The 12,368-nt window shown below is 67.7% G+C and carries 10 protein-coding genes; 5 read left to right on the forward strand and 5 right to left on the reverse strand.

What is annotated here, in order from left to right:
* Positions 1-230 precede the first annotated feature (230 nt).
* Positions 231-2,294, reverse strand: coding sequence for an FUSC family protein (locus DFQ14_RS04740; protein WP_246195318.1), 2,064 nt, complete (start codon positions 2,292-2,294; stop codon positions 231-233).
* Positions 2,295-2,484: 190 nt separating this feature from the next.
* Complete coding sequence (locus DFQ14_RS04745; protein WP_114451825.1) at positions 2,485-3,078, reverse strand: TetR/AcrR family transcriptional regulator; 594 nt, start codon at positions 3,076-3,078, stop codon at positions 2,485-2,487.
* Between the two features lie 211 nt (positions 3,079-3,289).
* On the opposite strand from DFQ14_RS04745, the gene egtA reads away from it, so the two are divergent.
* The 5 genes from egtA (at position 3,290) to DFQ14_RS04770 (ending at position 8,669) form a co-directional block, all read left to right on the forward strand.
* Positions 3,290-4,528, forward strand: a complete 1,239-nt coding sequence (gene egtA / locus DFQ14_RS04750; protein WP_246195319.1) for an ergothioneine biosynthesis glutamate--cysteine ligase EgtA — start codon at positions 3,290-3,292, stop codon at positions 4,526-4,528.
* 11 nt (positions 4,529-4,539) lie between these two features.
* Positions 4,540-5,898, forward strand: a complete 1,359-nt coding sequence (gene egtB, locus DFQ14_RS04755) for an ergothioneine biosynthesis protein EgtB (protein ID WP_114451827.1) — start codon at positions 4,540-4,542, stop codon at positions 5,896-5,898.
* Between the two features lie 10 nt (positions 5,899-5,908).
* Entirely contained in the window at positions 5,909-6,697 is a 789-nt protein-coding gene (gene egtC, locus DFQ14_RS04760) for an ergothioneine biosynthesis protein EgtC (RefSeq protein ID WP_114451828.1), read from the forward strand.
* Positions 6,694-7,665 (forward strand): L-histidine N(alpha)-methyltransferase, encoded by a 972-nt coding sequence (egtD, locus tag DFQ14_RS04765; protein WP_114451829.1) that lies wholly within the window; start codon positions 6,694-6,696, stop codon positions 7,663-7,665. Before egtC ends, egtD begins: the two co-directional genes overlap by 4 nt.
* 320 nt (positions 7,666-7,985) lie before the next feature.
* Complete coding sequence (locus DFQ14_RS04770) at positions 7,986-8,669, forward strand: haloacid dehalogenase type II (RefSeq protein ID WP_114451830.1); 684 nt, start codon at positions 7,986-7,988, stop codon at positions 8,667-8,669.
* Here DFQ14_RS04770 and DFQ14_RS04775 read toward each other — a convergent pair.
* From DFQ14_RS04775 to DFQ14_RS04785, 3 genes are all read right to left on the reverse strand, one after another.
* Positions 8,658-8,897, reverse strand: a complete 240-nt coding sequence (locus DFQ14_RS04775; RefSeq protein ID WP_170206328.1) for a hypothetical protein — start codon at positions 8,895-8,897, stop codon at positions 8,658-8,660. The genes DFQ14_RS04770 and DFQ14_RS04775 overlap by 12 nt on opposite strands.
* Before the next feature lie 5 nt (positions 8,898-8,902).
* Positions 8,903-9,124 carry an HC3 family zinc finger protein gene (locus DFQ14_RS04780; protein ID WP_114451832.1) on the reverse strand — a complete coding sequence of 74 codons (222 nt, stop codon included), beginning with the start codon at positions 9,122-9,124 and terminating at the stop codon, positions 8,903-8,905.
* Between the two features lie 307 nt (positions 9,125-9,431).
* Positions 9,432-12,239, reverse strand: coding sequence for an aconitate hydratase (locus DFQ14_RS04785; RefSeq protein ID WP_114452124.1), 2,808 nt, complete (start codon positions 12,237-12,239; stop codon positions 9,432-9,434).
* Positions 12,240-12,368: the final 129 nt, after the last annotated feature.

Below are 12,368 nucleotides of genomic sequence, written 5' to 3' on the forward strand. Positions count from 1 at the left end.
TTGAGGGTTCGTACGGCCTCGTGGGCCGTGGCACGGGGTCCGACTGCGAACTGTGAACTCAGCAGAGCCTCCCCTCTTGCGCCGACTGCGCCCGCTGGTTTTCGGATTCGGGCGGCCAGCCGGGAACGCGACTACGGTAGATGATGGAGGAGAGCCCGGGAACGGCGGCGGCACGCTGCTCGGCAATGCCGGCGACAGTGGCTTTGGCGGTGCGGTCGTGTGTGCGCGGTCTACCGCGCAGTGGTCGCCGTGGAGTCCTGGAGGTCTCTCCAAGTGGGAACGGCGAGTGCTGTGGCCAGATCCTGCAGGAGCTGGATGAGGCGATCCAGCAGGTTGAGGGTGCGGTGCAGCGAGGTGGGATCGCTGGTGACCGACTCCACGATATCGTGCAGGCTCTCGGTCCGGGCGCAAGCGGCTTGCAGCGCTTCCCGGAATTCCCGGGAGGCTTCGCCGGTCAGCGACTCGGCGGCGTCGGCCGTCTCCCAGAGCGTCTCGGCCAGGCGCTCTCGCGTGTCGGCATCGACCATCTCCATCGTGCTCGGCAGTACGCTGGCCAGGTTGCGCACGTAGTACGCGCATCCGTCGACCATGGTCAGCCACCGGTCGAGCTGGCTGCGATGGGGGCGTAGCCGATAGTTGGTCAGCGGCCGGACACCGCTGCGCAGCCGATGCAGGCGATCATCCAGCTCGCGTACCGACTCCCGCATGCTCGTGACGGTGCCGCGGGTACCGGCCTCGGTGCCGGTTCCACGCAGCACGTCACGCAGGCACAGCAGGAAATCCTCGGAACGGGCTTTCACGATCGAGCGGGTCCGAGTCGGCAGGATCACCAATGCCGCGAAGATCCCGGAGGCCGCTCCCGCGGCGGTCTCCACCAGTCGCGTTCCCAGCACCGTGATGGTGAACGTGCCCAGGATCCCATAGACGATGCCCAGCATGGTGGTGAGGAAAAACGTCATCGCCGCATACGAGTATCCGAGGAAGTAGAAGGCCAGGAACACGCAGAGCAGGATCAAGGCCAATTCGGTGGCGGGATGGCCGACGACCTGGCCGGCGACCAGGATGCCCGCCACCACGCCGAGCACGGTTCCCGCCGTGCGCTGCCACGCACGAACCAGGAGTTCACCCCGGCTGTGGGCGCTGATGAACACCACGAAGGCGGTGATCACCGCCCAGTACCAGCGGTTGGGTGAGATGAGTTGGCCGAGAACGATGGCCAGCCCCGTCGCGCAGGTGACCTGGATGGCCGTGCGGACCTCGGGACGTTGCAAACCCGTTTCCTCGGCAGTGTCGCCTGCGCGCTCCTCGTCGGTGTCCTCCTCGTCTTCGGTGCCGTTTCGCTCGTCGTGCCGGTCGGTGTCGGGGCTGCTGCTGCCGAGCTCGGCGGTGGCGGTGGCCAACTCCGCGATGCCGGTACCGAGCCGCCGGATCGTCATCGCGACCTCGGCCGATTCCTCCTGCTCGAGCCGGTCGGCCACGTTCCTGCCGATGTGGCGGATTTCGGTGGGGTCGGTGCCCAGCATCTCGAGCAGGGGGCGGAGGTCGTGCGGCAGGGGCATCGCGCCACCGGGAGTGTCGATCGCGCGCAGAAACGGTGCGAGCAGATTTTCGGCCGCGAGTTCGATGTCGAGAATGCGCTGGCGCAGGTTCTCGCGGTCGGATTCGTCGAGACTGTCGAGCTGTTGCACGGTGCTTTCCAGCATCAACGCGGTCTCGTTGAGCCGCATGGACCGGATGCGCAACTGTCTGCGGCGCTGCGAGGACTTCGGGTTCCGGACGACGTCCCGCAGCGCGTGCAGCAGACCGTGCACCTGGGCACGAAGGGTGCGCCGCCCTCGACTGAGAATGCCCTGGGGATCGTCGTGCAGCACCAGAAAGCGCAGAACGAGTGCGACCAGGGCACCACAGCCGGCGGCCACGGCCATGGAGGGAAGCTGCGGCGGGTCGGGACGCAGGAACATCGCGAAGAAGTAGCCGAAGAAGCCGACCATCCCCAAGGCGAAGTAGCGCGGGCCGAAGCGCCGGATGTAGGTCGCCAGGAAGATCACCACGAGGAACACGAGGATGTTGCCCACCGGCCAGGGACTGATCGCCGTGGACAGGGCCAGAGAGGCTGTGATGGGCAGGGGCATCAGCAGCGTGGTGATTCGGCGCTGCCGGTCGGTGCTGTCCTTGACCGATACCGACGACTGGATCGCCACGATGGCACCGATGATGGCGTTGGTCAGTGGCTGCTCCCACCATGCGAGCAGAGGTAGCATGATCAGCAGGGTGAGTGCTGTCGACAGAGCCACGCGGAAGGCTGTGCGCAGCCGGCGCAGAGCCGGGTCAGAGGCGACGAAGCGATTCCACCACTCGCTCCACATCCGAGGTCGGACCCCTTTCCTCGCCGTGCGTGGTGTTCCCGGACGTCCGGGTGCCGAAAAGCGCAAGATTACGCGCCGGCGTTCGCAGCGGCATCGAAAGTGCTCTGCGCCGGGGCGGTCAGGGGCCGCGGTGGCGGCGGACGCTCTCCTCGACCAGATCGAGCACCGGCCCGAGGTCGTCGGCGGGGAGCCCCATGGCCAGGTGGGAGACGAGTCCTTCGAGAACCAGTTCGAGGTAGGCGGTCAGGACATCGACGTCGACGTCATCGCGCAGATTGCCCGCACGCTCCTGCCACTTCAGGCGGGCTTTGGTGGCGTTGGTGAGCTGCTCGGAACGCTGTGCCCACCGCAGGCGGAAATCGGCATCGGTACGCAGCCGGCGAGACACCTCCAGCCTGGTTCCCAGCCAGTCGGCCTCGGGCATCTCGCCTCCGTCGCTGCCGGGATCGGCAAGGAGGTTGCGCATGACCTGGACCAGTCCTTGCTCGGCCACGACATCGGCCATCCGCCCGGCGTCGTCCTCGGCCAGAGCGAGAAACAGCGACTCCTTGTCCTTGAAATGATGGAAGATCGCGCCTCGGGACAGACCGGTGGTCTCTTCCAATCTGCGGACGGTGGCGCCCTCGTAGCCGTGGCGTGCGAAGCAGGCCCGCGCCCCGTCCAGGATCTGGCGACGCCTGGCTTGCAGATGGTCCGGACTTACGCGGGGCATGCTCTGATCGTCCCAGGTCGACGGAGCTTCTGGCAATCCGTACGTACGTTTTGCTTGCTGCTCACGCGGACCGCGGTCCTGTCGCTGCCGGGTACGGCATGGCCGGTGCAGGAGCATTGCTTTAGCAAACCAGCGCGGGCGGTACAAGAGGGTGCGGTCCTCGTCCCGTGCCGGTAGCGTCGATAACGGACAACGACAGGTGGTGATCCACGTGACCGTGTCGATCGACCCGAGTACCCACGATTTCCCCACGTCCCGTCTCCGTACCCGCGCAGAGGCCGAAGCCTACGTCGCCTCCGTGTGCTTCAAACACGGCCCGCCACGATTACTCGGTATCGAACTCGAGTGGACCGTGCACCATGCCGACAATCCCGGCAAACCCCTCGACGTCGAGGTGCTGACCGAAGCTCTCGGCGTGCATGCTCCCCCCTCCCTGGCCCCGCAGAGCCCGCACCGACCGTTGCCGAACGGCTCGGTGCTCACCATCGAGCCCGGTGGCCAGGTCGAGATCTCCAGCCCGCCACTGCGCTCCCTGTGCTCGCTGTTCGACGCGGTCGACGCCGATGCCACCTACGTTCGGGAGATGCTCGCCACCGCCGGTCTGATGCTCGGTGAGCAGGGCATCGACCCCTGGCGACATCCGCGGCGAGTCCTGCAGGTGCCGCGCTACGCGGCGATGGAGGCCGCCTTCGACCGCATCGGCCTCAACGGGCGACTGATGATGTGCAGCACCGCCGGGATCCAGGTGTGCCTGGACATGGGCGAATCCCATCGGGTGGCGCTGCGCTGGGCGGCGCTGCACGCGCTGGGACCGGTGATGATGGCCACCTTCGCCAATTCGCCGACACTGTTCGCGCGCCGCACCGGGTGGGCCTCGACCCGAACGCGCGCGCTGCTGCGCACCGACCCCCCGCGGACCCGGCCGGGACCGATCACGGCCGACCCGGCAGCAGGCTGGGCCAAGCGGCTGCTGGACACGGCGCTGATGTGCCTGCGGCGCGATGGCGACGACTGGAGCGCGCCGAGCGGAATCAGCTTCGCCGAGTGGATCCAGGGCGCGCTGCCCGCACCGCCGACCCTGGAGGACCTGGACTACCACCTGACCACGGTGTTCCCCCCGGTGCGGCCGCGTGGCTACTTCGAGGTGCGCTACCTCGATGCTCAAGCGGGCCGGGACTGGATGCTGCCTGCCGCCGCGCTGATCGCGTTGCTGCGGGAGGAATCCACCGTGGACGAGGTGCTTCGGCTGACCTCGCCGACCACCGGTCGGTGGATTCACGCCGCCCGGCACGGTCTGGCGGACCCCGAGCTGGCCCGCAGCGCTCGGGCGGTCTTCGCGCTCGCGAGCCGGTGCCTGGACAAGCACTCCGATGCCCCGGAGGGGATGGCCGAGTGGCTGGACACGGCTGTCGAGCAGCGACTTCGTGCGGCACAGCACCGTCAGCGATGAACCGAAGGGAGATGCCGGTGGCAAGCGAGACGGTTCGCCCGGATCCGGCCGATCTGGGTATCGAGGCCCTCAGGACTCACGTGGCCGGTGAGATGCAGCGGACACGGGACCGCAGTATCACGTTGACCAGCGCTGTCGACGACGACGAGCTCGTCGAGCAGCATTCGCCGCTGATGTCTCCCCTGGTGTGGGACCTGGCACACGTGGGCAGTCAAGAGGAGATCTGGCTGGTGCGTGATGTCGGTGGCCGGTCCGCGGTACGGCCGGACATCGACGATCTCTACGATGCGTTCCAGCACGCGCGAGCCGATCGCCCTTCGCTTCCGCTGCTGGGGCCGACCGAGGCCAGGCAGTACGTGACGACGGTGCGGGACAAGGTCCTCGACCTGCTGGAACGGACTCCGCTGGAAGGGCGGCGCCTGGTCGAGCGGGCGTTCGCCTTCGGCATGATCGTGCAGCACGAACAGCAGCACGACGAAACCATGCTGGCCACCCACCAGCTCCGCAGGGGAGCGCCCGTTCTCGACGACGTTCCCCCGCCCGCGGCGATGGAAGCGGACTCGCTGCCCGCGGAAGTGCTGGTACCGGGTGGCCCGTTCGTCATGGGAACCTCCACGGAACCGTGGGCGCTGGACAACGAACGCCCCGCCCACGAGGTGCATGTGGCGGACTTCTGCATCGACACCACTCCGGTCACCAACGGTCAGTTCCTGCGGTTCATCGACAGCGGCGGATACGACCAGCCACGGTGGTGGAGCGAGCAGGGCTGGCAGTACCGACAACATGCCCAGCTGCACGCCCCCTTGTTCTGGAGCAACGAGGACGGCACGTGGTGGCGGCGCCGCTTCGGCCGCGTGGAACCGGTGGCGCTGGACGAACCCGTGGTGCACGTGTGCTTCCACGAGGCCCAGGCCTATGCCAACTGGGCGGGCAAGCGCTTGCCCACCGAGCAGGAATGGGAGAAGGCCGCGCGGTTCGATCCGCACAGCGGTCGCTCACTGCGCTACCCCTGGGGTCAGGAGGATCCCCGGCCGGAGCAGGCCAATCTCGGTCAGCGGCACCTGCGGCCGGCGCCGGCCGGGGCCTATCCGGCCGGCGCGGCACCGTGCGGGGCACGGCAACTCCTCGGTGACGTCTGGGAGTGGACGGCCTCGGACTTCCTGCCGTATCCGGGCTTTGCGGCGTTCCCGTATCGGGAGTATTCCGAGGTGTTTTTCGGAACGGGGCACAAGGTGCTGCGCGGGGGCTCGTTCGGCACGGATGCCGCCGCATGCCGCGGTACCTTCCGCAACTGGGATTACCCGATCCGGCGTCAGATTTTCGCCGGGTTCCGCTGTGCCCGGACACCCGGCCGGGACGAGCTGAGCTGAGCGGCAGCCGATGTGTCGCCATGTGGGGTACCTGGGGCCACCCGTGTCCCTGGAGGAACTGTTGCTGCGACCGACGCATTCGCTGCGTGAGCAGACCTGGGCGCCCAGCGACATGCGTTCGGGTGGAACGGTGAATGTGGACGGTTTCGGGGTCGGCTGGTATCCGGCCGGATCCGACGTGCCGACCCGGTACCGCGCCGCGGACCCGATGTGGACCGATGCGAGTTTCACCGCGCTGGCCTCCACGGTCTCGAGTCCGGCGATCGTGGGAGCGGTGCGATCGGCGATGGTCGGCACTCCGGTCGTGCCGACGGCCTGCGCGCCCTTCGGCGACGGGCACTGGTTGTTCAGTCACAACGGGCGCGTGTCCGGCTGGCCGGAGTCGCTGGCCTGCCTCGCCGAGAAACTCGATCCCGTGGATCTGATGACGCTGGATGCACCGGTGGATTCCGCCGTGGTGTGGGCCCTGCTGCGGCATCGCCTCCGCCGGGGGCAACCGGCGGAGGAGGCCGTCTGTGACGTACTTCTCGAGATCGTGGCAGCTGCCCCGGAATCGCGGATGAACCTGTTGCTGACCGACGGCACCGTGCTGATCGCCACTACATGGACCCACTCGCTGTTCGTGCGGCGTGACCGCGGAGCCGTGACCGTGGCCTCGGAACCATTCGGGGACGGCACCTGTTCGCAAGATCCCGGAGAGGGTGGGGTCCGCTGGGAGGAAGTCCCGGATCACCACCTTCTCGTCGCCAACACCGACCACGTCGCCCTTACTGCACTACCGGAATCGGGAGCATCATGAGTCGACCGGAACTGATCGTCGGATTCACCGAGGCCGAGGCGGCCCGCGCACTGCGCGCCGATGCCCACGCGGGATTGAGTGACACGCCGAAGTGGTTGTCCCCGAAATGGCTCTACGATGCCCGCGGCAGTGAGCTCTTCGAACGTATCACCGAGCTCGACGAGTACTATCCCACCCGCGCCGAGCACCGGATCCTGCAGCGCCGCGCGATGGAGATCGCCGAGATGACCGAGGTGGACACGCTCGTGGAGCTGGGATCGGGATCGTCGGACAAGACCAGGCTTCTGCTCGATGCCATGCGCAAGAACGAGACACTCGAGCAGTTCATCCCGCTGGACGTGTCCGCCTCGGCGCTGCGGGCCGCCACCGACGCGATCGCCGTCGACTACCCGGAGTTGACGGTGCGGGGTGTCGTCGGCGACTTCACCACCGGCCTGGCGAACCTGCCTGCCGGAAATGCCCGCATGGTGGCCTTTCTCGGAGGTACGATCGGCAATCTGCTCCCCGCCGAACGTGCCGAGTTCCTCGCCGCCGTGCGCACGGCCCTGCACCCGGGGGAGTGGTTGTTGCTCGGCACCGACCTGGTCAAGGATCCGGACCGCCTGGTGCGTGCTTACGACGACGCCGTCGGGGTGACCGCCGAGTTCAACCGCAACGTGCTGCACGTGCTCAACCGCGAGTTGGGTGCGGACTTTCCGGTCGCCGAGTTCGAGCACGTGGCTCGCTGGAACCCCGAGCGGGAGTGGATGGAGATGCGGCTGCGTGCCACCCGCCCGATGCGAGTGTCGGTGCCGGAACTGGAGCTGGTGGTGGATTTCGCCGAGGGCGAGGAGATCGGCACCGAGATCTCGGCGAAGTTCCGGCTCGAGCGGGTTCGCGACGAACTCGACGCCGCCGGATTCGCCCTGCATCGGTGGTGGACCGACGAGGCGGGGGATTTCGCGGCCTCGCTGGCCTCGGTACGCTGAAGCCGCCTCGGAAGATCACCCGGTCGCCGGCGTGATGTGGCGCCGGCCGCCGCGTACGGCCGTGCGGCGGCCCGGCACTCGACTCACTCCGACAGCTGTACCGATAACCCGCACTTTCACTGTGGTCGGTCGCGCCTTTGCCACGAAAGCCGGGTCTCGGGTGCAGCGGGCCTCGATGCCTGGTATGCCGTGTTGCGGCGTCGGAATTCGCTGCTTTCGCGCGACGCGACGATGTCCGGGATGGACGGTGAGCGTTCACGTGCGAAGTAACGTGAGACCGACCGTGGAGACCGCGAACAGGGATCGGAGAATGAATCGTGATGGCCGCAGACATCGAGTGGGTGGTCTTCGACCTCAACGGCACCGTCCTCGACCCCTCGGGGATCAGCGCGGAGCTGCCCGAACCCTTCGACACCGAATCGGTCGCGCTCGGCCTGCTCGACGAAGCGGTGCAGCAGGCGATGGTGGACACGGCAGTCGGGCAGTACCGCCCGTTCACGCAGTACCTTCGCGCGGCGTTGACCCGGCGGCTGCTGCTGGCCGGGATCGACACGGTGCAGCCGCACGTGGAGACCGCGCTGGATGCCGTCGGGCGGCTGCGAGCCTTCCCGGAGGTTCCGGCGGCCCTGGACGCTCTGCGCCGCGCCGGATTCCGAGTGGCGGCGATCACCAACAGCGTGACCGGGTCGGCCGAGGCGACGCTGGAGTCTGCGGGAATCGGGGACTACTTCGAGAGCGTGGTCGGCAGTGACCAGGCGCGGGCGTACAAGCCGGCCGCGGTCGTCTACGAGACCGGCCTCGCCCGGATCGGTACCGAGCCGTCCCGCGCCTGCATGGTCGCCGCGCACGGATGGGACATGCACGGTGCGAAAGCCGCCGGGATGGTCACCGCATGGGTGAGGCGCAAAGAGGGGATGCTGCTGGACACGGTCAATCCCCCGGACTTCTCCGGCGGTGATGTCGCCGAGGTCGGCGATCACCTCGCCGGGCACTCATCCGCATGAGTCCCCGGCTTCCACGGCGGGCCCGGTTCCTGCCGCCGAGTGCATCAGGCACGGCAGGCACGGCATCCCGTCCGGCCCCTGGGACACCTCGGCGACTTCGACGGGGATGTGCATGCCGCAGAAGGTGGTCCAGAACTCGTGTGTGGCGCCCGGAGCGGGGACGGAAGCCAGGTGGGCCTGCCGCCGCGTTTCCCCGACCACGCCGGAGGCGAACCGAACGGCCACCATGGTGCTCAAGCCGGGACACCGATGCGGCGCTTGGCGGCTTCCATGCATTCGCTGCAGGTGGGCCACAACCACGTGATCTCGGTGCGGACAGCGGCCTCGACGGAACGCTCGCACAGCGTGACGATCCGCTCTCCGGCCTCGTGCTTCTGTCCTGCGGGCAGGCGCCCGGCAATCGCGTGCCGCTGCTTCTCGGCGGGCTGCCAGTGATGCTTGAGTTCAGTTGTCATGATCACACCTCCGGGAAGAAGACGGAGACACCGGCACGGTGCGATGCACACCCCTGCGCTGAATGTGACTCATATCACTATTGTGTGGCGTAGCCTTCTGTAACGCGCGCTGATTCCAGCCCCGGAAGGAGGAAATCTCCCGCTTGGAATCCGCGGCTCACGGTACCGGCGCCCGCTCATGGCCGGTGCACGGGCATCGCCGATGTCGCCCGAGGAACGGATCTGCGGTGACCTCCCCGGGGCTTGTGACAACAACGGGGCCGCCACGGCGAGAGCGTGGCGGCCCCGTTGCGTTCCGGCGGGTGGATCAGGAACGGATCATGTTCCGCAGCACGTACTGCAGGATGCCACCGTTGCGGTAGTAGTCCGCCTCACCGGGGGTGTCGATGCGGACATCGGCATCGAACTCGACGGTGGAGCCGTCGCTCTTGCGAGCGGTGACCTTGACCGTACGCGGGGTTTCGCCCGTGTTGAGTGCGGTGATCCCGCTGAGGTCGTAGGTCTCGGTGCCGTCCAGCCCCAGCGACTTCGCCGTGGAACCCGCCGGGAACTGCAGCGGGATGACGCCCATGCCGATGAGGTTCGAGCGGTGAATGCGCTCGAAGGACTCGGCGATGACCGCCTGCACGCCGAGCAGCCGGGTGCCCTTGGCCGCCCAGTCGCGGGAGGAGCCGGAGCCGTACTCCTTACCGGCCAGCACGACCAGCGGGGTGTCCTCGGCGGCGTAGTTCTGCGCGGCGTCGTAGATGAACGCCTGCGGACCACCCTCCTGGGTGAAGTCGCGGGTGTAGCCGCCCTGCACGTCGTCCAGCAGCAGGTTGCGCAGCCGGATGTTGGCGAAGGTGCCCCGGATCATCACCTCGTGGTTACCGCGACGGGAACCGTAGGAGTTGAAGTCCTTGCGCTCGATGCCGTTGTCGCGCAGGTACTGCCCGGCGGGGGAATCCGGCTTGATCGCACCGGCCGGCGAGATGTGGTCGGTGGTCACCGAGTCGCCGAGCAGCGCGAGCACACGCGCACCCGAGATGTCGGTCACCGGATCGGGCTCGGTGCCCATGCCCTCGAAGTACGGAGGCTTGCGCACGTAGGTGGATTCCGGATCCCACTCGAAGGTCTCGCCCTGGGGCGTGGGCAGCGAGCGCCACCGCTCGTCACCGCGGAACACATCGGAGTAATCCTTGGTGAACATCTCCTGGGTGATCGCGGAGTCGATGGTCTGCTGGATCTCCTGCGGGCTCGGCCAGATGTCGCTCAAGTAGACCGGATTGCCCTCGGTGTCGTGGCCCAGCGGGTCCGTCTCGAAGTCGAAGTCCATCGACCCGGCCAGCGCGTAGGCGATCACCAGCGGCGGCGAGGCCAGGTAGTTCATCTTCACGTCGGGGTTGATCCGACCCTCGAAGTTGCGGTTGCCGGACAGCACCGACACGACCGACAGGTCGTTGTCCTGCACCGCGGAGGAGATCTCCTCCGGCAGCGGTCCGGAGTTGCCGATGCAGGTGGTGCAGCCGTAGCCGACCAGGTGGTAGCCCAGCTTCTCCAGGTACGGCCACAGGCCTGCCTTCTCGTAGTAGTCGGTGACCACCTGCGAGCCGGGAGCCATCGAGGTCTTCACCCACGGCTTGACGGTCAGGCCCTTGTCCACCGCGTTGCGGGCCAGCAGCGCGGCACCGAGCATCACCGACGGGTTCGAGGTGTTGGTGCAGGAGGTGATCGAGGCGATCGCCACCGCACCGTGGTCGAGTTCGAATTCGCCCCGCTCGGCGGAGGAGACCCGCACCGGGTTCGACGGGCGGCCGTTCGCACCGTCGGCCGCCGAGAACAACTTCGGTTTGTCGCCCTCGTCGTGGTGGGTCACCGCGGGCGCGTCGCTGGCGGGGAAGGACTCCTCGCCGGCCTCGTCAAGAGCGGTGTCGTCGGAGTGGACGGTGACGTAGTCGGTGAGCGACGCGCGGAACGAGGACTTGGCCTCGGACACGGCGATGCGGTCCTGCGGCCGCTTCGGGCCGGCGATCGAGGGCACCACGGTGGACAGGTCGAGCTCGAGGTACTCGGAGTACTCGGGCTCGTGGTTCGGGTCGTGCCACAGGCCCTGCTCCTTGGCGTAGGTCTCGACGAGGTCGAGCTGGTCCTGCGGGCGGCCGGTGAGCTTGAGGTAGCGCAGGCTCTCCTCGTCGATGGGGAAGATCGCCGCGGTCGAGCCGAACTCCGGGCTCATGTTGCCGATCGTGGCGCGGTTGGCCAGCGGCACCGAAGCCACCCCGGAGCCGTAGAACTCGACGAACTTGCCGACCACACCGTGCTCGCGCAGCATCTCGGTGATGGTCAGCACCACGTCGGTGGCGGTCGCGCCGGGCGGGATCTCCCCGGTGAGCTTGAAGCCGACCACGCGCGGGATGAGCATCGACACCGGCTGGCCCAGCATCGCGGCCTCGGCCTCGATACCGCCGACGCCCCAGCCGAGCACACCCAGACCGTTGACCATCGTGGTGTGCGAGTCGGTGCCCACGCAGGTGTCCGGGTAGGCCTGCCCGTTGCGGGACATGACACTGCGGGCCAGGTGCTCGATGTTGACCTGGTGCACGATGCCGGTGCCGGGCGGGACGACCTTGAACTCGTCGAAGGCGTCCTGCCCCCAGCGCAGGAACTGGTAGCGCTCCTTGTTGCGTCCGTACTCGAACTCGACGTTGCGTTCGAAGGCATCCGGCTTGCCGAACACGTCGATGACCACCGAGTGGTCGATGACCAGTTCCGCCGGTGCCAGCGGGTTGACCTCGGAGGCCTCGCCACCGAGCTCGGTCACCGCCTCCCGCATGGTGGCCAGGTCGACCACGCAGGGCACACCGGTGAAGTCCTGCATGATCACCCGGCCCGGGGTGAACTGGATCTCGGTGGACGGCTCGGCCTGGGAGTCCCAGTTGGCCAGAGCACGCACGTGCTCGGCGGTGATGTTGGCACCGTCCTCGGTGCGCAACAGGTTTTCCAGCAGAATCTTGAGGCTGTAGGGCAGGCGCTGCGCGCCGCCGACCGCATCGAGTCGGAACACCTCGTAGGAGGCGTCACCGACCTTCAGCGTGCTGCGGGCGCCGAAGCTGTCCTTGCTCGCAGGTGCAGTCACGTTCAACTCCATCTCGCGACGGGCGCAAGTTCGGGAATGACAGCGAGTCTCGCGCACGTCGGCCGAGCGTGCGCGGGGACCCGAGTCTCACCGTAAACAGTACGCTTGTCCTGTATTTGCCCTCAAGGC

Source organism: Halopolyspora algeriensis, assembly GCF_003337235.1.
Classification (GTDB): Bacteria; Actinomycetota; Actinomycetes; order Mycobacteriales; family Pseudonocardiaceae; genus Haloactinomyces; species Haloactinomyces algeriensis.

Coding starts and splice junctions, on each gene's coding strand:
- DFQ14_RS04745 (WP_114451825.1), bottom strand. CDS start 3,078: ATGCCCCGCGTAAGTCCGGACCATCTGCAAGCCAGGCGTCGCCAGATC.
- egtB (WP_114451827.1), top strand. CDS start 4,540: ATGCCGGTGGCAAGCGAGACGGTTCGCCCGGATCCGGCCGATCTGGGT.
- egtC (WP_114451828.1), top strand. CDS start 5,909: ATGTGTCGCCATGTGGGGTACCTGGGGCCACCCGTGTCCCTGGAGGAA.
- egtD (WP_114451829.1), top strand. CDS start 6,694: ATGAGTCGACCGGAACTGATCGTCGGATTCACCGAGGCCGAGGCGGCC.
- DFQ14_RS04770 (WP_114451830.1), top strand. CDS start 7,986: ATGGCCGCAGACATCGAGTGGGTGGTCTTCGACCTCAACGGCACCGTC.
- DFQ14_RS04775 (WP_170206328.1), bottom strand. CDS start 8,897: ATGGTGGCCGTTCGGTTCGCCTCCGGCGTGGTCGGGGAAACGCGGCGG.
- DFQ14_RS04780 (WP_114451832.1), bottom strand. CDS start 9,124: ATGACAACTGAACTCAAGCATCACTGGCAGCCCGCCGAGAAGCAGCGG.